This is a genomic window from Geminicoccus sp. (genome assembly GCF_035556675.1).
Classification (GTDB): domain Bacteria; phylum Pseudomonadota; class Alphaproteobacteria; order Geminicoccales; family Geminicoccaceae; genus Geminicoccus.
Map to the genome: position 1 here is coordinate 1 of NZ_DATMFZ010000039.1, position 22,700 is coordinate 22,700.

At 70.4% G+C, this 22,700-nt stretch carries 25 protein-coding genes; 13 read left to right on the top strand and 12 right to left on the bottom strand.

Translation table 11 applies throughout. From position 1 onward, the window contains the following. Together gluQRS and VNS22_RS02860 are read left to right on the top strand one after the other, a co-directional pair. Positions 1 to 894 (top strand): tRNA glutamyl-Q(34) synthetase GluQRS (gene gluQRS, locus VNS22_RS02855; RefSeq protein WP_325729414.1); only part of this gene is annotated, 894 nt, incomplete at its 5' end. An 80-nt stretch (positions 895 to 974) separates the two neighbouring features. Continuing rightward, entirely contained in the window at positions 975 to 1,826 is an 852-nt protein-coding gene (locus VNS22_RS02860; RefSeq protein WP_325729416.1) for an alpha/beta fold hydrolase, read from the top strand. Here the strand turns inward: VNS22_RS02860 and VNS22_RS02865 are convergent. Continuing rightward, the gene (locus tag VNS22_RS02865) at positions 1,795 to 2,694 is read right to left on the bottom strand and encodes a Gfo/Idh/MocA family oxidoreductase (protein ID WP_325729418.1); all 900 of its coding nucleotides are present in this window, start codon (positions 2,692 to 2,694) and stop codon (positions 1,795 to 1,797) included. The genes VNS22_RS02860 and VNS22_RS02865 overlap by 32 nt on opposite strands. Before the next feature lie 358 nt (positions 2,695 to 3,052). Here VNS22_RS02865 and VNS22_RS02870 point away from each other — a divergent pair, with 358 nt between their 5' ends. Beyond that, positions 3,053 to 3,298 (top strand): DUF2312 domain-containing protein, encoded by a 246-nt coding sequence (locus VNS22_RS02870; RefSeq protein ID WP_159711236.1) that lies wholly within the window; start codon positions 3,053 to 3,055, stop codon positions 3,296 to 3,298. Positions 3,299 to 3,413: 115 nt separating this feature from the next. Next, positions 3,414 to 4,151 carry a DUF3750 domain-containing protein gene (locus VNS22_RS02875; RefSeq protein ID WP_325729421.1) on the top strand — a complete coding sequence of 246 codons (738 nt, stop codon included), beginning with the start codon at positions 3,414 to 3,416 and terminating at the stop codon, positions 4,149 to 4,151. Positions 4,152 to 4,196: 45 nt separating this feature from the next. On the opposite strand, the gene aqpZ is transcribed toward VNS22_RS02875, so the two are convergent. Further along, positions 4,197 to 4,919, bottom strand: a complete 723-nt coding sequence (gene aqpZ, locus VNS22_RS02880) for an aquaporin Z (protein WP_325729423.1) — start codon at positions 4,917 to 4,919, stop codon at positions 4,197 to 4,199. Between the two features lie 316 nt (positions 4,920 to 5,235). Here aqpZ and VNS22_RS02885 point away from each other — a divergent pair, with 316 nt between their 5' ends. The 7 genes from VNS22_RS02885 (at position 5,236) to VNS22_RS02915 (ending at position 10,818) form a co-directional block, all read left to right on the top strand. After that, entirely contained in the window at positions 5,236 to 5,592 is a 357-nt protein-coding gene (locus tag VNS22_RS02885; RefSeq protein WP_325729425.1) for a hypothetical protein, read from the top strand. A 53-nt stretch (positions 5,593 to 5,645) separates the two neighbouring features. Further along, entirely contained in the window at positions 5,646 to 6,893 is a 1,248-nt protein-coding gene (locus VNS22_RS02890) for a D-amino acid dehydrogenase (protein WP_325729427.1), read from the top strand. An 87-nt stretch (positions 6,894 to 6,980) separates the two neighbouring features. Continuing rightward, entirely contained in the window at positions 6,981 to 7,892 is a 912-nt protein-coding gene (locus VNS22_RS02895; protein ID WP_325729429.1) for a transporter substrate-binding domain-containing protein, read from the top strand. Between the two features lie 79 nt (positions 7,893 to 7,971). Further along, complete coding sequence (locus VNS22_RS02900; protein WP_325729431.1) at positions 7,972 to 8,640, top strand: amino acid ABC transporter permease; 669 nt, start codon at positions 7,972 to 7,974, stop codon at positions 8,638 to 8,640. Positions 8,641 to 8,653: 13 nt separating this feature from the next. Next, on the top strand, positions 8,654 to 9,319 hold the full coding sequence (locus VNS22_RS02905; RefSeq protein WP_349261692.1) for an amino acid ABC transporter permease: 666 nt from the start codon (positions 8,654 to 8,656) through the stop codon (positions 9,317 to 9,319). Between the two features lie 14 nt (positions 9,320 to 9,333). Next, positions 9,334 to 10,137: an amino acid ABC transporter ATP-binding protein gene (locus VNS22_RS02910; protein WP_325729435.1), complete on the top strand. Its 804-nt coding sequence runs from the start codon at positions 9,334 to 9,336 to the stop codon at positions 10,135 to 10,137. A gap of 75 nt (positions 10,138 to 10,212) precedes the next feature. Then, positions 10,213 to 10,818, top strand: coding sequence for a cell wall hydrolase (locus tag VNS22_RS02915; RefSeq protein ID WP_325729437.1), 606 nt, complete (start codon positions 10,213 to 10,215; stop codon positions 10,816 to 10,818). A 4-nt stretch (positions 10,819 to 10,822) separates the two neighbouring features. On the opposite strand, the gene VNS22_RS02920 is transcribed toward VNS22_RS02915, so the two are convergent. The 10 genes from VNS22_RS02920 to VNS22_RS02965 all read right to left on the bottom strand — a co-directional run bounded on the left by VNS22_RS02920 (position 10,823) and on the right by VNS22_RS02965 (position 20,458). Next, the gene (locus VNS22_RS02920; protein WP_325729439.1) at positions 10,823 to 11,218 is read right to left on the bottom strand and encodes a metallopeptidase family protein; all 396 of its coding nucleotides are present in this window, start codon (positions 11,216 to 11,218) and stop codon (positions 10,823 to 10,825) included. A gap of 100 nt (positions 11,219 to 11,318) precedes the next feature. After that, positions 11,319 to 11,795: a hypothetical protein gene (locus VNS22_RS02925; RefSeq protein WP_325729452.1), complete on the bottom strand. Its 477-nt coding sequence runs from the start codon at positions 11,793 to 11,795 to the stop codon at positions 11,319 to 11,321. Between the two features lies 1 nt (position 11,796). Continuing rightward, the gene (locus VNS22_RS02930) at positions 11,797 to 12,393 is read right to left on the bottom strand and encodes a hypothetical protein (RefSeq protein WP_325729455.1); all 597 of its coding nucleotides are present in this window, start codon (positions 12,391 to 12,393) and stop codon (positions 11,797 to 11,799) included. Positions 12,394 to 12,474: 81 nt separating this feature from the next. Next, on the bottom strand, positions 12,475 to 12,699 hold the full coding sequence (locus VNS22_RS02935; RefSeq protein ID WP_329659440.1) for an ATP synthase subunit C family protein: 225 nt from the start codon (positions 12,697 to 12,699) through the stop codon (positions 12,475 to 12,477). Positions 12,700 to 12,788: 89 nt separating this feature from the next. Beyond that, a complete protein-coding gene (locus tag VNS22_RS02940; RefSeq protein ID WP_325729458.1) occupies positions 12,789 to 13,511 on the bottom strand; it encodes a F0F1 ATP synthase subunit A in 723 nt (240 codons plus the stop codon). Positions 13,512 to 13,533: 22 nt separating this feature from the next. Continuing rightward, positions 13,534 to 13,887, bottom strand: a complete 354-nt coding sequence (locus VNS22_RS02945) for an AtpZ/AtpI family protein (protein ID WP_325729460.1) — start codon at positions 13,885 to 13,887, stop codon at positions 13,534 to 13,536. A gap of 171 nt (positions 13,888 to 14,058) precedes the next feature. Next, positions 14,059 to 18,123, bottom strand: a complete 4,065-nt coding sequence (locus tag VNS22_RS02950) for an AAA family ATPase (protein WP_325729462.1) — start codon at positions 18,121 to 18,123, stop codon at positions 14,059 to 14,061. Between the two features lie 13 nt (positions 18,124 to 18,136). Further along, on the bottom strand, positions 18,137 to 18,730 hold the full coding sequence (locus VNS22_RS02955) for a DsbA family protein (RefSeq protein WP_325729464.1): 594 nt from the start codon (positions 18,728 to 18,730) through the stop codon (positions 18,137 to 18,139). 88 nt (positions 18,731 to 18,818) lie between these two features. Continuing rightward, complete coding sequence (locus tag VNS22_RS02960; protein ID WP_325729466.1) at positions 18,819 to 19,925, bottom strand: tetratricopeptide repeat protein; 1,107 nt, start codon at positions 19,923 to 19,925, stop codon at positions 18,819 to 18,821. Next, the gene (locus VNS22_RS02965; RefSeq protein WP_325729468.1) at positions 19,922 to 20,458 is read right to left on the bottom strand and encodes a DUF721 domain-containing protein; all 537 of its coding nucleotides are present in this window, start codon (positions 20,456 to 20,458) and stop codon (positions 19,922 to 19,924) included. The genes VNS22_RS02960 and VNS22_RS02965 overlap by 4 nt, the downstream gene beginning before the upstream one ends. Positions 20,459 to 20,556: 98 nt before the next feature. Between VNS22_RS02965 and VNS22_RS02970 the strand changes: the two genes are divergently transcribed. Then, on the top strand, positions 20,557 to 21,654 hold the full coding sequence (locus VNS22_RS02970) for an A/G-specific adenine glycosylase (RefSeq protein ID WP_325729470.1): 1,098 nt from the start codon (positions 20,557 to 20,559) through the stop codon (positions 21,652 to 21,654). Continuing rightward, positions 21,654 to 22,700 (top strand): AsmA family protein (locus tag VNS22_RS02975; protein WP_325729471.1); only part of this gene is annotated, 1,047 nt, incomplete at its 3' end. The genes VNS22_RS02970 and VNS22_RS02975, both read left to right, overlap by 1 nt.

A 22,700-nucleotide genomic window follows, 5' to 3' on the forward strand; every position in this document is an offset into this window, starting at 1 on the left:
CCCTCGCCCACCGGCTACCTGCATCTCGGCCATGCCTACTCGGCCCAGTTCGCCCATGACGCGGCGCGCTTCTGTGGCGGCAAGTTCCTCCTGCGGATCGAGGACATCGACCTCGGCCGCTGCCGGACCGAGTTCACCGAATCGATCTTCGAGGATCTTGCCTGGCTGGGGCTGCGCTACGAGCAGCCGGTGCGCCGCCAGTCCGAGCATCTGGGCGTCTACGAGCAGGCGATCGAGTGGCTCTGGGAGGAGAGGCTGGTCTATCCCTGCTTTTGCACGCGCAAGCAGGTGAAGGTCGAGGTCGAGGAGGCGGGCCGGGCACCGCATGGCCCGTCGGGCGAGCCGATCTATCCCGGCACCTGCCGCCATCTCGCCCCGGCCGAGCGGCAGATCCGGATGGAGCGCGGCGAGCCGTTCGCCTGGCGCCTGGACGTGGGCGCGGCACTGGAGCGCACCGGGCCCTTGTCCTGGTTCGACTGCCGGGCCGGCGAGGTCACCGCCGATCCGTTGTCGCTGGGTGACATCGTGCTCGGGCGCAAGGACGTGCGCACCAGCTATCATCTGGCGGTCACGATCGACGATGCGCTTCAGGGCATCACCCTGGTCACCCGCGGCGAGGATCTGTTCCACGCAACCCACATCCACCGCCTGCTCCAGGCGGTGCTGGGCCTGAAGACGCCGCGCTACTACCACCACAACCTGATCGTCGACCGGACCGGCCAACGGATGAGCAAGCGCAACCGTGCGGTGACGCTGCGCCACTTCCGCGACACAGGCCACCGGGTCGAGCAGCTGTTCGAGAACATCACCGCGTCACCGCTCGGCCCGCTCCCACGCCGGCCGGCGGATCCAAGCGCGCCGCCCCGGTCCCTCGTGGGAGTTGCGGTGGACTGAGACGCTGGCCACGCTTTCTCCTGGCCCTGCTGGCAGCCGGGCTCGCCGCCTGCAATGGTGGTGCCCCGCCGCCTGCCCCGGTGACCGGCCCCCTGCCGGAGATCCGGTTCGAGCCGGCCGGTCCGCCGCTGGCCACCGTGATCGCGCTGCACGGCTTCAACGACCGCAAGGCTGCGTTCACCCAGGTGGGAGAGTGGCTGGCCGGGCACGGCTATCGCCTGGTCGCCTATGACCAGGCCGGCTATGGTGCCCGACCGGACCGGGGCTTCTTCGCCGGCACCGAACAGCTGGTGCGCGAGCTGCTCTTCCGCATCCGGGTCGAGCACGCCAGGGCGCCGGGGCTGCCGATCTGGGTGCTGGGCGAGAGCATGGGCGGTGCCGTGACCCTGGTCGCGGCCGCGCGCGCCGGAGGGGACCTGCCGGTGGTGGGCCTGATTCTGAGCGCGCCGGCGGTGTGGGGCGGCGAGCTCATGGGCCCGTTCTACCGGCTGGTCCTGGCCTCGGCCATGGCGCTGGCCCCGGACCTGATCCTGACCGGACGCGGGCTGAACATATTGGCGTCCGACAACATCCCGCTGCTGCGCGAGCTCGCCCTGGATCCGCTCTACCTGGCAGGTTCCCGGATCGATGCGATCAACGGAATCGTGCGGCTGATGGACGAGGCCGACGAGGCCGGGCCGCACGTCCGCCTGCCGGTGACGATCCTGAACGGCGAGATCGACCAGGTGATCGTGCCGGAGGTGCAGAAGGCGTTCGTGGCACGGATGCCGGCGGAGACCTGCCGGGAGATCCGCTATCCCGAGGGCTGGCACCTGCTGCTGCGCGACCTGCAGCGCGAGCTGGTGTTCCAGGACATCCTGAAGGTGCTGGAGGGCCAGCGCCCAGGCCGCCCCTGCGGCGTCACCAGGGACGCGCCGCCGCCTCGATCCTGAGCGCCAGGTCCAGGGCCGCGAGACCCGCCCGCCCCGGCACTGCGCATGGCCGCTCGCCACGGATGGCCTGGGCGAAGGCTTCCAGCTCGGCTCGCACGGTGTCCACCGCCTCGAAGCTCTCCATGCTGGCCGCCATCCGGTCGCCTGCCGGCGTGGCCTGGGCCACCGTACGGTTCTGGAAGTCGATCTCGACCGACCGGGCGCCTGCGTCGAGGAAGGTGGCGCGCCGCGAGGTCGCCTGGGCGATCCGGCTGGTGGTCACGTCGGCGACCGTGCCGCAGGCAAAGCGCAGCCGCGCTTCGACCCGGTCCAGCCGCTCGGACAAAACCGGCCGCCCGAACACCTCCAGGCTCTCCAGCGGGCTCCTGACCACGTCCAGCAGCAGATCGAGGTCGTGGATCATCAGGTCCAGGATCACCGACACGTCGAGCGAGCGCGGCTGGAACGGTGCCTGGCGCAGCATCTCGACGCGCCGGGGGGCCTGGAGCAGCTGGCGGCCATGAATCCAGGCCGGGTTGAACCGCTCTACATGGCCGACCTGGAGCACGCGGCCGGCCGCCTCGGCCTGCTCGACCAGCGCCCGTGCCGAGGCCACGTCCGCAGTGATCGGCTTCTCGACGAACACATGGGCGCCGGCTGCCAGGAAGGCGCTGGCGATCTCTGCATGGGCACTGGTCGAGGTGGCGACGCTCACCGCGTCGACCTGGCCCAGCACGTCCCGCCAGTCGGTGGAGAACCGGGTGATGCCGGGGTCGTTCACGACCTTGCGGTCCACCACCGCCACGAGCTCGGCACCGGGCATGCTCGCCCATTTCTGGACGTGCCAGCGCCCGAAATGGCCAGCACCGATCACGGCGGCCCTCAGCATCGATCGGTCCCTTCCTTTCGCCAACGGGTGGCGCCGCCTTCCATAGCTGCCCCGTCCGCACGATGCGAGATCCTCGCCCGGTCGGCCGCAACCGGAAGGGGACGATCCGCCGCTTGCATCTGGCTCGGCCGAACGGCTATGCACTTGGACGTCAGATCGCCCGATGCCGTGCGGCACCATGCCCGACGCGGTCACTTTGTCCGGCGACTGCGAGGAGCGAGTAGGCAGGGAAGCCGTGCGGTGGGCCAAGCACCGCCGCAGGCCGGTGAGGCGCGAAAAAGGGGCTCGCTCGGGCCCCTTTTTCGTGAGGTGGCACCTGCCCGGTCTGCCCTGACATGAACGAGAGGAATGGTCGCCGATGCCCGACGTCGCCGGGATCGCTGGTGAGCAGCTGCGTCTGTTCGTGGACAAGATCGAACGACTGGAAGTCGAAAAGAAAGAGCTCCAGGAACAGATCAAAGAAGTCTATTCCGAAGCCAAAGGCGAGGGTTTCGATGTGAAGATCCTGCGCAAGCTGATCTCGCTGCGCAAGATCCGGCCCAACGACCGTCAGGAGCAGGACGAGCTGCTCGACCTGTACAAGGCCGCGCTGGGCATGATCTGAGCCGGCCGTCTCTGTAACAATCTGCGCCTCGCCGCGTCACGTTCATGTAACATCTTCCTCCTTTACGGGGGGCGGGTCCATCGCCATGTTCGAGTTTCTCGGACCGGTGTGGGGCATGCAACGAACGGTGGAGATACTCGCACTCCTGCTGCTGCTACTGGGCGGCCCGCTGTTCGTGGCCTACACGCGCCCGGACGTGCTGGACTGGCGGTCGGCCAACCATGCGCCGACCAACATCCTCCCGGCACCGGCCGCGCATGACGGAGCGGTGGTGGCGGTCATGGCCGCGCGGGCCTGGGGCTGGCGCGGCGCGTTCGCCGTCCATACCTGGATCGCGATGAAGCCCAAGGGTGCAGCCCGCTACGACCGCTACGAGGTCGTGGGCTGGGGCGTGCAGCGCGGGATGCGCGCCGTGCGCCAGAACATGCGCCCGCCGGATGCGCCGTGGGCCGGCAATCCACCCATGGTCGTGCGCCTGATCGAGGGCGCTGCGGCGGAGACGGCGATCCCCAAGATCGAGCGGGCAGTGGCCGAGTATCCCTACCCCGAGCGCTACGTGATCTGGCCGGGGCCGAACTCCAACACTTTTGTTGCCTATGTGGTCCGGCGGGTCCCGGAGCTGGCCACCGAGTTGCCCGCCCATGCGGTCGGCAAGGACTGGCTGGCCCACTGGTTCCCCTTGGCACCTGCCATGAGCCGCACCGGCGTGCAGCTGTCGCTGTTCGGCGTGCTCGGGCTGACTGTGGCCCTCGACGAAGGCATCGAGGTCAACCTGCTAGGCTTGGTGATCGGCGTCGACCCGCTCGACCTGGCCATCAAGCTGCCGGGCATCGGGCGGGTCGGGATGCGCTGACGGCGGGTACGTAGCCCTCAGGGCCTGCGCGCCCGCCGTGCCGGCTCATTCGGCGGGCTGGACGACGCCGGTGGTTTCGGCGGTGCCGGCCAGGGCCTTGTAGGCGAGCCCGGCCAGGGCCGCACCCAGGATCGGGGCCACCCAGAACAGCCAGAGCTGGCCCAGCGCCCAGCCGCCCGCGAACGGTGCCACGGCCAGGCTGCGCGCCGGGTTCACCGAGGTGTTGGTGACCGGGATGCTGATCAGGTGGATCAGGGTCAGTGCCAGGCCGATCGCGATGGGCGCAAACCCGATCGGTGCCCGCTGGTCGGTGCCGCCCAGGATGATGAACAGGAACATGAAGGTCATCACCAGCTCGCAGACGAACGCCGCGAGCATGGTGTAGCCGCCGGGCGAATGCTCGCCATAACCGTTGGCCGCAAAGCCGCCAGCCACGAAATCCGGCTTCCCGCTCGCGATGAGGTAGAGGATGACCGCACCCGCCAAGCCGCCAAGCACCTGCGCCACGATATAGGGGAGCAGTTCCTTGGCCTCGAAGCGGCCGCCCAGCCACAGGCCGACCGAGACGGCGGGGTTCAGGTGGCAGCCCGAGATATGCCCGATCGCATAAGCCATGGTCAGCACGGTCAGGCCGAAGGCCAGGGCGACCCCGACAAAGCCGATGCCGAGTTCCGGAAAGGCTGCGGCCAGCACCGCGCTGCCGCAGCCGCCAAGCACCAGCCACAACGTCCCGATAAACTCGGCCACACACTTGCGCGACAGATCCATAGCAGCCTCCCTAAAAGATCTCGCCGGTTGGCCGGCGCTAGATGTGTGATTTTTCGCATCGAGTCGAGTGACAGGGCAGGATAGGCGCTCCTGGGAGCTCCGACAGTAACTATCTTTGCCGGCGCCGGTGCGACCTGGCGGTGTTCGGGCTTCTGCCGCACCAAGCCGGCCGGCAGCGCAGCCTCGACTGGTCAGGCCACCGGTGCCGGGCTAGCTTCGGCAGCGACGGCACCCTCGCGGCCTGCCGGCCATCGCCCGGGCGGGACCGGGGGGTGCCGTCCGGCCAGAGCATCCGACCTGCAGCAGAGGCTCGCGCATGAACTATCTATCTCTGGCCCTCGGCTGGTCGATCGTCTGGGCCGGCCTGTCTATCGCTCAGCCGGCTCAGGCCCAGACCCAGGCGCCCGCGTCCGAAGCGCTCAGCGTCATGGACATCGACGGCAGCGGTGGGGTGGACCAGGCGGAGCATGGCATCGCCATGGGCGCGGCCTTCGCCCATGCCGACAAGAACGCCGACGGCGTGCTCGATGCGGACGAGGCGGCACTGCTCTCGCTGCCGGCGCAGGTCGATGCGGACGGGGACGGGCGCATCACCATGCAGGAATATCTGGACAGCGCCCGGCAGGACTTCCAGGCGGCCGACCAGGACGGCGACGGCCTGCTGGTACCCTGATCGATCGGACAGTGGCAGGTCCGCCGGCAGACGGCGGGCAGCGGGAGTGAAGCATGCGCGTCGTCGTGCTGGGTGGCGGGGTCGTAGGCGTCGCCTCGGCCTACTGGCTGATGCAGGATGGCCACCAGGTCGAGCTGGTGGAACGGCGCGAGGCCGCCGGGCTCGAGACCTCCTGGGGCAACGGCGCGGTGATCCATGTGAGTTCGGTGGAACCCTGGTCGGCGCCGGGCGTGCCGCTCCAGGTGCTGCGCTGGATCGGCAAGGAGGACGCGCCCTTCCTCCTGCGCCTGGGGGCGCTGCCGCGGATGTGGCGCTGGGGCCTGGAATTCCTGCGCAACTGCGCCGAGCCCAGGCACCGCGAGAATGCGCGGGCCAACCTCGAGCTGGCGCTCCTGAGCGCCCGGTCGATGGCGGAGATCCGCGCGGCCACCGGCATCCAGTACGACCATGCCGGCCACTGCGTCATGAAGACCTTCGGCGACCCGGCCTCCCTGGCCGCGGCCACCGCGGTGCACGAGGCACTGGCCCCCCATGGCCTGGTGACCGAGCGGCTGGACGTCGCGGCCTGCGTGGCCCGCGAGCCGGCGCTGCTGGCGAACCACGACAAGCTCGCCGGCGGCCTGTTCTTTCCGCAGGACGAGATCGGTGACTGCCCAAAGTTCGCGCAGGGGCTGGCGGCCTGGTGCGCGGCCAGGGGCGTGCGCTGCCATTTCGGGACGACCGTCGAACGGATCGAGGTGGCCGGTGGCAGGGTCACGGGCGTAATCACCGCCAGCGGACGGATCGCCGCCGATGCCGTGGTCGTGGCGCTCGGCAGCTTCAGCCCGTTCATGGTGCGGCAGCTGGGGATCCGGCTGCCGATCTATCCGGTCAAGGGCGTCTCCATCACCGCGCCCAGGCGGCTGTGGCCCGACGCCGTGCGCAACGCCATCCTCGACGATGCCGGGCACTATGCGCTGACCCCGGTGGGCGACCGGCTACGCGCGGTCGGCACCGCGGAGATCACCGGCTACGACACGACCCCGGATCCGGTCCGCATCCGCGCCCTGGTCGACAAGATCTGCGTGCTGTTCCCGGGCTTCCGCGCCGTGGCCGACAGTCCCGAAGCGGTGAGCTGGGCAGGGCTGCGGCCGGTCATGCCGGATGGCCGGCCGCTGATCGGCAAGACGGCGCTGCCGGGCCTGTTCCTCAATACCGGGCACGGCCATACCGGCTGGACCATGGCGGCAGGCTCGGGCCGGCGGCTGGCGGCGGCGATCCGTGCCCAAGCCGGGCAGGGCATGGCGGCCGCGGCGGCCTAACGCCGGCTCTGGTGCGCTTCTTGCTCCTTCCTAAGCGGCCCGATAGACCGAAAAGGTCAGGGAACCCGCAAAAGGAATGAAACAGGCATGTCGAACGACAGGGACAATAACGCCGACGCCAGCATGCTCCGCCGCGGGGTGCTCGGCCTGTCCGCGGCCGGAGCCCTGGGCAGCGTCGCGGGCGCTGGGCTCGGGCTGCTCGCCCCGCGGGCGGCCATGGCGCAGGAGGCCACGCCCAGCCGGCTGCAGACCGTGCTGGAGCGAGGTCACCTGATCGTCGGCACCGGGAGCACCAACCCGCCCTGGCATTTCGAGGACGAGACCGGCACGCTGGTCGGCATGGACATCGACATGGCCCGGCTGCTCGCCAAGGGTCTGTTCGACGACCCCGAAAAGGTCGAGTTCGTCCTGCAGGGCCCCGATGCCCGCATTCCGAGCCTGGTGACCGAGAAGGTCGACATAGTCTGTCAGTTCATGACGGTAACCCCGGGCCGGGCCCAGCAGGCCGACTTCACGGTCCCCTACTATCGCGAGGGCGTCGGCGTCATGATGATGGCCGACGGCGACTACAAGACCTTCGACGACCTGAAGGCCGCCGGCAGCAACCTCACCCTCTCCGCGCTGCAGAACGTATTCATCGAGGACTGGGCGCACAAGGAACTGCCGGAGGCGCGCGTCGACCAGTTCGAGAGCCCCGATGCAGCCCTGCAGGCGCTCAACGCCCGCCGGGTCGACGGCTATTTCGGCGACCAGTCCGCGATCCGCTGGCTGATGCAGCAGGCACCTGGGCGCTATGTCGACTCCGGCCGGGGATGGCTGCCCAACTCCTACGCCTCGGCGGTGAAGCAGGGCGATCCCACCTGGCTGAACTGGGTCAACACCGTCTATCGCGAGGCGATGCTGGGCGTAGATTTCGACTCCTTCGCCGCGTCCTACCAGAAGTGGTTTGGCATCACCCTGGAGACCCCGAAGGTCGGCTTCCCGAGCGAGTTCGCCTGACCATCACGACGTAGAGAATGGCTGACGGAGGTCGGGCCGACTGCCCGGCCTCCGGTGGCGCGGCTGCGGAGTCGGCAGGTTGCTCAACTATAACTTCAACTGGTCGGTCATCTGGCGGAACTGGGACAAGTTCCTGGACGCGCTCCTGCTCGGGCTGGGCATGGCGGTCCTGTCCCTGCTGGCCGGCTGCGTGATCGGCCTGGCGGTGGCCTATGCCCGGACATCGGGGCCCAAATGGCTGCAATGGCTGGCCTGGGCCTATGTGGAGATCATCCGCAACACGCCGCTCCTGCTGCTGGTCTTCATGTGCTACTTCGTCCTGCCGGAATTCGGCATCCGGTTCCTGGACAAGATCGAGTCCTTCGTCCTGACCCTCTCCCTCTATGCCGGCGCCTACATGGCCGAGGTGTTCCGCGCGGGCCTGGCCTCGATCCCCAGGCAGTATGTGGAGGCAGCCAAGGCGATCGGCATGCGCCCATGGCAGCGTCAGCGCTGGGTGGTCCTGCCGGTGATGTTCCGCATCACCCTGCCAGCGATCAGCAACAACCTCATCTCGCTGTTCAAGGATACCTCGCTGGCCGCCGCCATCGCGGTCCCGGAGCTGACCTTCACCGCCCGGCAGGTCAACGCCAACACCTTCCGGGTGATGGAGGCCTGGCTCACCGCCAGCGCCCTCTACCTCCTGGCATCCTACGCGATCGCGCTGGCGCTGCGCGCGCTCGAGCGCCGCTACGCGTCGATCCGCTGAAGGGGCCGTGGCATTGGAACGCGGAACCTTCCTCTACGAGATCTGGGTCGCGCGCTGGTCGCTGCTCTCCGGCCTGGGCATCACCGTCTCCTCGGCCGCACTGACCATCGTGATCGCCACGCTGCTCGGCATGATCCTAGGCATCGGCCTGACCTATGGCTGGCGGCCGCTACGCTGGCTGATCCGCCTCTATGTCGACGTGCTGCGCGGCATCCCGGTGCTGGTGCTGATCCTGTTCGCCTATTACGGGCTGGCAATGTTCAAGATCAACGTGCCGCCCTTCTGGGCCGGGGTGATCGCCCTCGCGGCCTTCTCCACGGCGCACATCGCCGAGACCATCCGCGGCGGGATCCAGTCGCTTCCGCAGGGGCAGACCGAGGCGGCCAAGGCGATCGGGCTGCAGTTCCACCAGCGCCTGGCCTATGTGATCATCCCGCTGGCGACCCGCCGGGTCCTGCCACCCTGGATGAACACTTGCGCCGAGATCGTGAAGAACACGACCCTGCTCTCCATCATCGGCGTGGTCGAGTTCCTGCTCTCGAACCAGCAGGCGATCGCACGGAACTACCTGGTGCTGCAGTTCTACCTGCTCGCGGCGGTGGTCTATCTCCTGATCAACTTCACCATCTCGCAGCTCGGCGCCATGCTGGAGCGCCGCTACGCCCATTTCCGCTACTGAAGGCCAGGCTGACCATGTCGACGAGCAAGCCGACGCCGCTCCTGCAGGCGCGTGGCGTGAAGAAGAGCTTTGGCGACCTCCAGATCCTGAAGGGCATCGACCTGGACGTGCATCAGGGCCAGGTCGTCGCCCTGATCGGCGCGTCCGGCTCCGGCAAGACGACCTTCCTGCGCTGCATCAACCTCCTGGAGGAATATGAAGGCGGCACGATCCTCCTGGACGGCGAGCAGATCGGCTATCGGGTCGAGGGCGAGAACGACGAGCGGCGCCGGCTGAGCGAGGCGCGGGTCTCGGCGCAGCGAGCCCGGATCGGCATGGTGTTCCAGAGCTTCAACCTGTTCCCGCACATGAGCGCCGAGCAGAACGTGATGCTGGGGCTGACCAAGGTGCGTGGCAAGCCGAAGGCGGAGGCGCAGGAGATCGCCCGGCACTGGCTGGCGCGGGTGGGGTTGGCCGACCGGCGCGACCATTATCCCTATCAGCTCTCGGGCGGGCAGCAGCAGCGGGTCGCGATCGCGCGGGCGGTGGCGATGGAGCCCCGTCTCCTGCTGTTCGACGAAGTGACCTCGGCACTCGACCCGGAGCTGGTGGCCGAGGTGTTGGCGGTGATGCAGGACCTGGCGAAGAGCGGCATGACCATGTTGCTGGTCAGCCACGAGATGCTGTTCGTGCGCCAGGTCGCGGACCATGTGGTGTTCATGGACGGGGGGCTCGTGGCGCAGGCGGGATCGCCTGCCGAGATATTCGAGCGGCCGAGCACGCCGCGCCTACGGCAGTTCCTGGGCCGCTTCCATGGCATCCTGAGTTCGGTCACGTGAAGCTGCCGTAAGGAACTGCACCAGCCGCCGCCAGTTGTCAGCCCGCGCGATGTATTTTTCGCGTGGAGCACATAAATGCAGTGCATGTTCATCGTCCTTGCCACTTTGTTGACGGGGATGGCCGGCCTGGCTCGTGCGGAAGGACCGCCGGCGGCGGTTGCCGGGAAGAAGGCGGAGTTGCTGGAGGAGAAGGCGGCGGACCAGCCGGTGGCGCCTGCGGAACGGATCACACCGGCCGAGGCCAGGGCGGTCGATCCGCAGGGGCAGAAGCCCCTGGACGACTCACTGACCTGTCTCGCCCGGACAATCTACTGGGAGGCCAAGGGCGAGGGCGAGGCAGGGATGACGGCGGTGGCCTCGGTGGTGATGAACCGTCTGGCCGCCCCCTCCTTCCCGACAACGGTCTGCGCGGTGGTGACCCAGGGGCGGGAGAACGCCACCTGCCAGTTCTCCTGGTGGTGCGACGGCCGTCCGGACGACGTCGAGGAGCCCCAGGTCTATGACGAGGCGATGGAGATCGCCCGGCGCGCCCTGAACCGGCAGATCGAGGACCCGACCGGCGGCGCCGTGAACTTCCACCTGGACACGGTTCATCCCGAATGGGCGGACGCGTTCGTGAAGACCGCGACCATCGGCGCGCACGTCTTCTACCGCGCACCCGCGGTCACCGCCGCGAACTGAGCGGTCAACCGAACTCGACCCGCTCGATGTCCTCGTCGCTCCAGCCGAAATGGTGGGCGATCTCGTGGATCAGGACGTTGCGGACCAGGTCGTTGAAGTCGACGTCGGTCTCGCACCATTCGGCCAGGATCGCCTGGCGGAACAGGAAGATCATGTCGGGCGGAGCACCGCTTTCGCGGGCCTCGTGCAGTCCCACCGGGATGCCGGCATAGAGGCCGGTGAGGTCGTAGGGATTCTCCAGGCCGAGGTCCTTGACCACCTCGTCCTCGGCCAGTTCCTGCACGACCACCGGAACGTCGCGCAACGGGGTGCGGAACGGCTCGGGCAGGTCCGCCAGGATCTCCTGGCCCAGTCGCACGATGTCGTCCGCCGACGGTGGATACCAACCCCGCTCGCTCATGCCCGCCATCTCACTCCCGTTGCGCTCGCCATCAAATGGAACGGGTCCCGCGGGTAGGAAAGACCCGCGGGACCCGTTGCCGGACGAGACGGCCGATCGCTCAGGCGAGCTTCTGGCGCACGTCCTTGATGGCGGAGCTGATCAGATCCTGCTCCTTGGCCGGGTCGAGCTGCTCGGCGAGCAGGCGGCGGGTGGTGCGGATCGCGAGGTCGGCGGCCTTGCCGCGGATCTCGGCGACGGCACTCGCCTCCTCCTGGGCGATGCGCTCTTCGGCGGCACGGGTGCGCCGCTCGATCGAGGCGGCCAGATCGGCCCGGAGCTGCTTCTCGACCCGCTCGTTCTCCTCGGCGCCATGCTGGAGGATGCTGGCCGCCAGCCCCTCGCCGTCATGGAGCTGGCGCTGGTGCTTGGCGAGCAGGGCCTGCGCCTCCTCGCGCAGGCGCTGCGCCTCGTCCAGCTCGCGCCGGATCTGGTCGGCACGCCGGTCGAGCGCGCCGATCAGCTGCTCCTTGACCGGCTTCCAAAGGACCAGCACCAGGATGATGAGCGAGATCAGCAGCCAGAAATACTCGATCATCTCACGCGGCCTCCTTCGTCACCGCGGCCAGCGCCGCCTCGGCGGCCGCGCGCGGGACCTCGCGGCCGATCAGGCGCTGGGTGGCGGCCTGAGCGACTTCGACGGCCACGTTGTGCAGTTCGGCCAGTGCCGCGTCGCGCGCCGCCTGGATCCGCTGCTCGGCAGCCTCGACCTTGGCCGCCAGTTCGGCGTCCAGCTCGGCCTGCCGCGCGGTGTTCTCCGCGATCAGCCGCTCGCGGGTGGCCGCGATCTGGCCGCTGGCCTTGCCCTGCGCGTCGGCCACCACCTTCTGGTAGCGCACCAGCGCCGCCTCGGCCTCTTCCCGCAGCTTGGTGGCGCGGTCGAGGTCGGCGGCGATCCGGTCCTGGCGGGATTCCAGCACCTCGCCGACTCGCGGCAGGGCCTTGGTCTTGAACAGCCAGAACAGGAGCAGGAAGCTCACCGCCAGCCAGAAGATCTGGCTGGGAAAGCTCGAAGGGTCCAGCTGCGGCAGGCCGGCCGAGGTCTCGTGGACCTCATCCGCGGCCTGGGCGAACACCGGGGCCGCCAGCACCAGGGCCGGCAGGCTCGTGATCATTGAACGCAACAGACGCTGCATCGGCCCCGTTCTCCCGAAGACATCCAGAGAATGCCCGGGCGGCCGACCCCTGAGGGAGGTCGGCCGCCCGGCCACGGAAGATCAGGTGAACAGGATCAGGAAGGCGATCAGCAGCGCGAACAGCGCCACCGCCTCGACCAGCGCGAACCCGATGATCGCATAAGGGAAGACCCGCTGCTGCACCGAGGGGTTGCGGCCCACGGTCGCGATCAGGGTCGAGAAGATGTTGCCGATGCCGAGACCGACCCCGAACAGCGCGAAAGTCGCGATGCCGGCGCCAATCATCTTAGCTGCCATGACGTCCATCGAGTTCACTCCAAGAAGCGGCGCGAATCTGCGCCAGTTTCCACCGTCACTTCACGTCCACATGGGGGCCTGGCGAACCTACGGCCCAATCAGTGCATGTGGATCGCGTCATGCAGGTAGATGCAGGTGAGGACCGTGAAGATGTAGGCCTGCAGGAAGGCCACCACGACCTCGAAACCGAGCAGCGCCACGGTCACGGCCAGCGGCGCGAAGCCGAAGATACCGAGCGCCGTGACGAAGCCCGCGAAGACCTTCAGCATCATGTGGCCGGCCATCATGTTGACGAACAACCGGACCGACAGGCTGATGGGGCGCACGCAGTAGGAGATGATCTCGATCGGCACGAGCAGCGGGATCATCGCCTTCGGCGCGCCGGCGGGCACGAAGAAGTGGGCGAAATGGGCGCCGTGGATGGCGAAGCCCAGCGCCGTGATCAGCACGAACACCGTGATCGCCATGGCGAAGGTCACGATGATGTGGCTGGTGAAGGTGAAGGCCATGGGCACGAGGCCCAGCATGTTGCCGAACAGGATGAACATGAACAGCGTGAAGATCGCCGGGAAGTAGCGCATCCCTTCCCGGCCGGCATTGTCCTTGATCAGTCCGGCAATGAATTCGTAGGCGAGCTCGACCACCGACTGGAGCCGGCCTGGAATCAGGGCGGCATGCTTGGTGCCGAGCATGACGAGGCCGTAGGCAGCACCCACCGAGATCAACATCCACAAGGACGACTGCGTGAAGGACAGGTCCAGGCCCGCCACGTTGATCGGCACGAGCGGATTGACGACGAATTGATGAAGCGGGTCGGCCACTGGATCGCCCTCGTCCGGTTTGTCAGCCCGGGCCGCGACCCTGCCCGTCCCCCTTGCCGCCGTGCGGATCGACCATGCCGATCCGCACCAGATGGCGCCAGGCGTTGAGCATGCCGGCCGCGGTGCCGAGCAGGAACAACAGAATGGTCAGGATCGGGCGCGTGCCGAGCCAACTGTCCAGCGCCAGACCTAATCCTACCCCCGCCACCACGCCGACGACGAGCTCGATCCCGACGGCGAGCCCGTTGCCGAAGTTGAGCTTGGGCTGGTTGCGGTCGGCCCCGTTCCCCTTGCCCGCAGCTTCCCGCTGGTCCCGCGCAGCACGTATGCGCTGGTCCAGGTCGGCAAAGGCGCGGTCGTGGTCGTCGTCTGCCATCCATCCCATACCACAGGGACGCACGCGAACGGACGACGCCCGTTCGGTCCGACCCGAGGCGAGCGGCAACCTACTCGGCGGGCGACACAGGTCAAGCAGGCGTGACCGCGACAGGCTGGCTCTTTTGGTCGATTCTGTGGAGGTGCTGGCAGAAAACCGGGTCCGGGCCGGTCAGGCGGTCCGCCGCATCTCCAGCGCGCGGCCGAGTTCGACCGACACCAGCCGGCTGACACCACGCTCGATCATGGTGACGCCATAGAGCCGGTCCATCCGGGCCATGGTCAGGGCGTGGTGGGTGACCACCAGGAACCGGGTGCCGGTCCGCGCCGCGATTTCCTGGACCAGGTCCACCAGTCGGCCGACATTGGCGTCGTCCAGCGGCGCGTCGACCTCGTCCAGCACGCAGAGCGGCGAGGGATGGGCCAGGAAGAAGGCGAAGATCAGGCAAAGCGCGGTCAGCGCCTTCTCGCCGCCGGACATCAGCGACAGGCTGGTGAGCTTCTTGCCGGGCGGGCTCGCCTCCAGCTCCAGCCCGCCCTTCAGCGGGTCGGTCGGATCCGTCAGGGTCAGCCTGGCGTTGCCGCCGTTGAACAGGCGGGTGAACAGCTCGGCGAAATGGCGTTCCACCACGGCAAACTGCTCCAGCAGGCGCTGGCGCGCCTCGCTGTCCAGCGAGCGTACCGCCTTGAGCAGCCGTGCGGCCGCCTCCTCCAGCTCGGCCCGCTCGGCCGACAGGCGCTCGAACTCGGCGCGCGCTGCCTCGGCCTCCTCGGCGGCCAACAGGTTGACGGCCCCCATCCGGTCGCGGCTGGCACGCAGCCGACGGGCGCGCTCCTCGAGCTCCGACAGCGAGCTGGACCCGGCGCCGGGCCCCGGCTCGGACAGGGCTTGGTCGGGAAAACGCTCGGCCAACTCCTCCTTCAGCGCCGTCAGGGCCGCCTGTGCCGCCTGGCGCGCCGTCCGAGTCTCGGCCGCTGCGAGTGCTGCCTGGCGTTCGGCCTGCTCGGCCACCGCCAGCGCCTCGCGCCGTTCGGCCAGCGCTGCCTCGGCCCTGGTCGCCGCGGCCCGAGCCGCGTCCGCCGCCACCGCCTCTTCCGCTTCCGCCTGGACCAGTGCCCGGGCTTCCCCTTCGAGACGGCCGGCTTCCGCCGTTGCCCGCGCCGTGCGCCCGGCTAGCTCCGCGGCCAGCTCGCCGGCATCGGCGATGGCGGCGTCCAGCCGTGCCGCCTCCGCCTCCAGCCGCTCCAGCCGCTCCTGGCGATGGACGGCACGCTCCGCCAGGAGCCGCAGCTCGGTGCCAGCCTCCGCCAGACGCCGTTCGGCCTGGACCGCCGCCTCGCGGGCACTGGCCAGCGCCTGCTCGGCATCCTTCGCCGCTGCCCGGGCCTGGCCCAGCTCCGCCTCGGCCGCAGCCAGCTCCTGCTCACATGCCGACCGGCGCCGCACGGCGTCCGCCTGTTCCTGCCCGTGACGGGCCAGCGCCGCTTCCGCCGTGGCGCGCTCGGCCAGGAGTGCCGCCCGCTGCTCCTGGAAGGCCGTCTCCGCCAGACGCATCCGGCCGACAACGCCCGCGCTCTCCTCGCGCAGCCGGACGATGGCCGCGGCCAGCCGCTCGCCTTCCTGGCGGGCCTGGGCCTGCTCCCGCTCGGCCAAGGCGACCGCCTGGGTCAGTTCGGCCGAACGCTGGCGCAGCCGAGCCAGCTCCGCCTTCCCTTCCCGCGGGTCGACCGCGGCTGCCCGCTCCGCCTCCACCTCGGCCTCGTCCCCCTGAAGGGCCGAGGCTGCAGCCTCGATCCGTCCCAGCAGCTCGTCGAGCTGGGCCTGGCGGTGCTGCCAGGCCTGATCGGCGGCAAGGGCGGCCCGGGCGGCCCGTTCGGCGGCATCCAGCTCCTGGCGTGCCCGGCCCAGCGCCTGCTCACAGCCTGCCACCGCCTGGCGCGCGGCCTGCCGGGCCGCCTCCGCGGCCTGGTGCTCCGCCCGGAGCGCCGCAGCCACCGGCCGGTCGGCATCCAGCTGCCGGGTCAGCCGCTCCAGCCGGTCGCGCTGGGCCAGCAGCAGCGCCGCCGCATCCCTGGCACCCGGCAGGCGCACGTAGCCGTCCCAGCGCCACAAGCCGCCATCCGGGCTGACCAGCGCCCCGCCATCCGGCAGATGGCGCTGCAGCCGGGCCGCCTCGTCCGAAGGCGCCAGCCAGACGGGGCCCAGGGCACGGGCCAGGGCTTCGGGTACGCGCGCCAGATTGGCCAGCCGTGGCAGGTGGGCCAGTTCCGCCGGTGGCTCGACCGGTGCGGCGGACCCGACCAACCAGTGGCGCGGCGCCTGCGGGTCCAGCGAGGCAGTCAGCCCCTCGCCCAGCGCCGCCGCCAACGCAGCGGCCTGTTCCTCGGCAACCGCGATCGCGGCGATCACCTCGTCAGCCCGGACCGGCGGCAAGACCTTGGCGAGTTCCTGCCGCTCCTGCTCCAGCCGTGCCAGGCTGCTGGCGGCAGCACTGGCGGCCGCGAGCCTGGCCGCATGCTCGGCTTCGGCGGCCGTGAGCGCATGGCGCGCCTCCGCCAGCTCCTGCTCGGCCAGGGCCAGGGCGGCCCGAGCGGCCGTCACCGCCTCGGCACTGCCGCTCATCGCCGCCTCCGGCCGAGGACCGAGCTTCGCCACCCCGTCGCCATGCTCCCGGCGCTGCCGGTCGAGCACGGAGCGGCGCTCGGCCAGGGCGGCCAGCCGGCGCTGGAGGCGGCGATGCTGCTCCTCGATCTCCCCCTGGCGGCGCTCCAGGGCCGGCAGCGCTGCCGCCACCGCCTGCCGCTCGGCCCGCAGGCCGGCCAGGGCCGCTTCCGCGGCGGCCAGCCGCTCGGCGGCAGCGGGCTGGGCAGCCTCGGCCGCCGCCAGCTCGGCAGCCAGCTCCGCCGCCTGGCTGGCGAGCTTCCGGGACTCGGGGTCCGTCTCGGGCGGCACCAGCCGGTCCAGCCGGGCGCGCTCGGCCAGGATCGCCGCTTGCAGCCCGGCGTCGGCCCGGATGAGACCGTCCAGGGTCTCGTGCAGCCGGGCGACCTTGGCCTCGGCCCCGAAGCGATGCTCGCGCGCGGCCAGCGCATCCGCTTCCAGCTTGGTGCGGTGATGGCTGGCCGCAGCCGTGGCGGCTTCCAGCTCCGGCTGCTCGGCCGTGCGCTGGGCGGACTGCGCCGCTGCCGCCTGGGCCTCCGCAGCCAGGGCCCGCCGTTCCTCGGCCAGCGCCTCGATGCGCCGCTCCGCCTGCGCGCGCTCGGCCAGGGCGGCATCACGGCGCGTTGCCAGCTCGGCGGCCTCGGCAGCCGCCCGATCCGCTTCGCCCCGGCGCGCCGTCACCCGCTCGACCAGGGCCGCATGGCGCGGCACCAGGCGGGCCAGGGCGTCGCGGGCACCATTGGCCTCGGTCTCGGCCGCGGCGAGCCGCGCCAGCTCCGCCTGGCGCTCCTGCTCGGCCCGATCGGCCAGCCGGTCCGCGTCGCGGGCGGCATTCGCCGCCGCCTGAAAGCGCTGACGGGCATCCAGCAGCCTTGCCGCGGCCAGTGCCGCCTCGGCCTCGCGCAGTTCCTTGGCCACCTTCCGGTAGCGCTCGGCCTGGGCCGCCTGGCGGGAGAGCTGCTCCATCCGGGTCTGCAGCGCGCCGATCAGGTCGGCGATCCGGGCGAGGTTGCCCTCGGTCTGCAGGAGCTTGCTCTCGGCCTCGCGCTTGCGGCTCTGCAGCCCGCCCACGCCGGCCGCTTCCTCCAGAAAGCGCCGCCGGTCCTCGGGCTTGGCCTCGGTGACCGCCTGGACCTGGCCCTGCGCCACGATCGCGGTACCGCGGGCACCGGCACCGGCGTCCTGGAACAGGCGCTGCACGTCGCGCGCCCGGACCTCTCGGCCGGCGATGCGGAAGGTCGAGCCGTTGCCGCGGGTGATGGTGCGGCGCACCTCGGCCTGACCGTCCGTGGCGTGGCGCGAATAGTCGGTGAGATCGCCCTCCACCACGACCATGACGTCAGCGAGCTCGCGCGCGGGCCGGCTGCCGGTCCCGGCGAAGATCACGTCGTCCATGTCGTCGCCGCGCACACCGCGCGCCGACGCCTCGCCGCTCACCCAGCGAAGCGCGTCGACGATGTTCGACTTGCCGCAGCCATTCGGCCCGACGATGCCGGTCAGCCCCGGCTCCAGCGTCAGCTCGACGCGGTCGGCGAACGACTTGAAGCCGTGGATGACGATCCGGGTGAGGCGCAACGCCTGCCCCTCGTCAGTTCACCAGGGGGTCCAGGATCTCGGAGAAACCCTCGGCGCCGAGATTGCCGGCATGAAGCTGGTCGTTGATGAGGAAGCTCGGGGTGGACTGGATCGAGTGCTGCTGCTCGCCGTCCAGCCGCATCTTCAGGATCGAATCGCCCAGCTCCTGGTCGGCGAGGCATGCGTCGATCCGCTCGTCGCTCAGGCCTCCCAGCTTGGCGAGCTGGCGCAACGCCGCCGAAGGATCATCGGCCACCGCCCAGCGGTCCTGGTTCTGGAAGAAGGCCGACAGGAACAAGGGGCCGCGCTCCTGCCCGGCGCAGTGTGCTAGGATCGAGGCCTGCAGCGCCATCTGGTCCAGCGGGAAGTCGCGGAAGATCAGCCGCACCTTGCCGGTGTCGATGTATTTCTTCTTCAGCTCGGGCAGGGTCTCGTTGTGGAAGGACGCGCAGTGCGGGCAGGTGAGCGAGGCGTACTCGATCATGGTGACCGGTGCGTCGGGCGAGCCGATGACGAATTCCTGGGCCGTCTCGGCCAGGGCCGGCCCCGTCCCGGCGAGGCAGCAGGCGGCGACGGCGGCAAGGAGCAGCGAGCGACGATCCGACATGACTTCTCCTAGCTTGCGGGCGATGGGCCTGACCTGCGCGCGGGCACCGGCCATTCCATAACCGTTGCGCGAGCACAAGACGAGCGGTTCACGTGCTGGGCGGTGCTTCCGGCCGAAGCTGTTGCGACCACTGATCGGCGGCGACCTGCGCCTGCTCGCGCTGGGCGGGGCTCAGCACATTGGTCAGGCGGTCGAGCCGCTCCGGCGCCTTGGGATGGCCGTTGCGCGCCGCCAGCAGGTACCAGCGATAAGCGGCGACCGCGTCGCGGTCGCCCAGCCGCCCCCGATCGTACAGGTCGGCCAGCTTGTACATGGACTTCTCGTCGCCGACGGCAGCCGCGCGCTCGTACCAGACGGCCGCCTGGGCCGGCTCGGTGGGCCAGGCGGAGGTGTCGGAATAGAGGTCGCCCAGGCGGGCATAGGCGCGGCTGTCGCCCAGGTCGGCGGCTCGCTCGAACAGTTCCACGGCGCGGACCTTGTCCACGGTCACCCCGTCGCCGTCGGCGTAGCGCTTGGCGATGTTGAACAGGGACTGGGCGTCGTCGTTCTGCCCGGCCAGTTCATAATAGCGCAGCGCCTGCTCGACATCGACGGTCACGCCCGCCTCGCCCCGCTCGAACATCCGGGCGAGCTTGACGTAGCTGCTGACCCGGCCGGCCTGGGCCGACTGGGTGTACCAGTAGACCGCGAAGTCGCCGTTCTGCGGCACGCCGCGGCCCTCGCGGTAGAGGTCGCCCATCCATTCCTGGGCCTGGGCATCCCCTTCATCGGCGCGCGGCTCGATCAGCTTGTGTGCCTGGTCGTAGTAGCGCGCCGCCTCCACCAGGTTGCGCGGCACCCCGCCCTCGCCGAGATAGAGCAGATTGGCCAGGCGCAGCTGCGCGTCGATCAGGTTCTGCGCGGAGGCCTGGCGATAAAGGTCCAGGGCGCGCTGGCGGTCGGCAGGCGTCGCCTCCGGCCCGTCCTCCAGCACCCTGGCATATTCATAGAGCACCAGCGGATCGCCCGAGACGGCCAGCACGGCATAGGTGGCCAGCGCCCGGTCGCGCTCGCCCTCGTCGGCCAGGGCCCGCGCCCGCGCCAGATCCGCCTGTGGGACCAAAGGAGCGGCCGTGGCGGCGATCCGGGGGGCAGGCTGGCTGGCACAGGCGGCCAGGGCCAGCACCGCCAGCAGCGCAAGCATGGCCCGGCTCATCTTCCCGCCTCCCTGGTCCCGGTGCCGCTGGCCCCCGTCCGGTCGGCAACCGCGATGGCACAGCCCAGCCGCAGCAGTGCCGCCGCCAAGACGGGGTCGGTGATCTCGGCGGTAGCCTCGCTCAGCCGGGCGAGTTCGGCGTCATCGGGCCGAGCGGGACGGCGCCGACGCGGCGGTGGCGGACGGAGCGGGGGTGCCTGCACGATCCGCAGGCGCGCCACAGCCGCATAGCCGTAATGGGCGTTGACCCGTTCCACGACCTGCCGCTCGGAGAACTGGAGGTCGAGTGCCGCCGAGGCGGCTGCATGCAGCACGAGCGTGCCGCCGCTCTGCCGGCCCGGCGCGAAGCTCACCCGCACCGGCTGGCAGCGTAGCGCCAGCCGCTCGCCCACCACCAGCGGCCAGTCGCGGATGAGCGTGGTCGCCGCCAGGCCGCGCCGCCGCGCCGCCGGGGCGATCACCGCCTCGACGAACTCCCCCAGCCTCTGGCCCCGGGTCACCCGCACCGCCGCTCCGCTCGACATTCGGGGCATGACGCCCAATTTCGTCCCGGCGAGCATATCGTCCTGGCCCGCCGGAAAGGAGCATGCCACAGCGACGGCCACCGAAAAATGCACAAGAGCAGTATCGCTTGGTTCGATCCTCCCCAGCCCTGGCCTCCCCGCCCCTGGCTCCCGTGGCCGACCTGCTCGCCTGGTACGACCGGACACGCCGCCGCCTGCCCTGGCGGGCCCTGCCGGGCGAGCGGGCCGATCCCTGGGCGGTGCTGGTCAGCGAGATCATGCTGCAGCAGACCACGGTCGCGACGGTGAAGGGCCGCTTTGCCGAGTTCCTCAGCCGGTTCCCGACGGCGGCGGCCCTGGCCGCAGCGGAGATGGACGAGGTGCTCCATGCCTGGCAGGGCCTGGGCTACTACCGCCGGGCGCGCGCGCTGAAGGCCTGCGCGGAAGCGCTGGTGGCCCGCCATGGCGGGCGGGTGCCGGACGAGTTGGAGGCCCTGCTGGCGCTGCCGGGGCTGGGGCCCTACACGGCGAGGGCCGTGGCGGCGATCGCCTTCGACCTGCCGGTCGTGCCGGTGGACGCCAATGTCGCGCGGGTGGTCGGCCGGCTGATCGCCCTGGAGCTGCCGCCGGCCAGGGCCGCACGGCGCCTGCAGGCAGCGGCCGACACGCTGGCCCACACCGAGCGCCCGGGCGACGTTGCCCAGGCCCTCATGGAGCTGGGAGCGCTGGTATGCCTGCCGCGGGCACCGGGCTGCCTGGTCTGTCCCTGGCGGGATGCCTGTGCCGCTCATGCCACGGGCGAGCCCGAGCGGTTTCCGGGCCGTGCCGAGGCGAAGTCCCGCCAGGAGCGCCATGCGGTGGGCTTTCTCCTGAAGCGGGCGGACGGTGCCATCCTGTTCCGGCGCCGCCCGGACCAGGGGCTGCTGGCAGGCATGATGGAACTGCCCTCCACCGACTGGCTGCCGGAGCCGCCTGGTAGCGCCGAGATCCGCGCGGCAGCACCGGCAGGCGGGGAGTGGCAGATGCTGCCCGGCACGGTGCGCCACCTGTTCACCCACCTGGACCTGTCGGTGCGGCTCCTGCGTGGTAGGATCGCGGACGCGCCCCCTGAGGGTGTGTGGGCATCACCGGCGAATCTGGCCGGGCTGGCCCTGCCGACGCTTACCGTGAAGCTGCTCCGCCATGGTGGCGCCTGGGTCGGCAAGGGCGGGAAGGGAGTGCGTTGATGCGCATTGTCACCATCATCCTGGCCATCCTCGCCGTGCTGGTCGTGGCGGTGCTGGCGGTTCCGTTCCTGGTGCCGCGCGACTGGCTGGTCGCGAAGGTCTCGGACGCCATCAAGGACGCGACCGGCCGCCCGTTCGCGATCGAGGGCGACGTGTCCCTGGCGCTGATCCCCACGCCGCGCCTGGTGGCCGAGCAGATCCGGCTGGGCGAGGGCGACACGCCGCTGCTCCAGGTCGGCAAGCTCGAGGCGGTGGTGGCGGCCATGCCGCTGCTGCAGGGCCGGGTCGACGTGCAGCGCTTCATCGTCGCCGCACCCGTGATCCACCTGCGCGTCGACGAGAACGGCATCGGCAACTGGCAGACTGAAGCCGGCACCCCGCAGGCGGGCGGTAGCGGCGACAGCTCGGGTGACGGGGGCGGCGGCCTGCCCGACCTGGCCCTGGGCGAGGTCCGGGTCGAGGATGGGGTGGTCGACTATGCCGATGCCCGCAGCGGCCTGGCCGAGCGGGTCGAGGACATCGACATCGACCTGCGGGCGCCGGACCTGCGCGGGCCATCGAGCGTTGCCGGCACTGCCAGCTTCCGGGGCGAAAAGGTCGGCGTCGACCTGACGGTGCAGGACACCGGTACGCTCATCGAACAGCAGCAAAGCCAGGGCAGCCTCAAGATCACCGGCCCGGTCGCGGCCGCCTTCACGGGCATGCTGTCGGCCGCACCCTCGGGCACGGTGCAGGTCGACCTGCCGGAGGTGGGCCGGGCAGTGCGCTGGCTGGGCCTGCCGGTCCCGCCGACTGCGCCGATGCCCGAGCAGGTGGCGCTCGCAGGCCGGCTCGCCGTGGCGGATCAGGTCGTGACCTTCGACGATATCAGGCTCACCAGCGATCTGTTGCAGGCCACGGGGGCCCTGCGGTTCGACGGGGCCGCCGCCCGGCCCAAGCTCGGCGGCGAGTTCGCCACGGACGTGATCGACGTCGCCCGGCTGATGCCGCCGCCGGCACCGGCCAGCACCGGTGAGCCGCCGGCACCGGCCGCGCCGGCCTCCGGT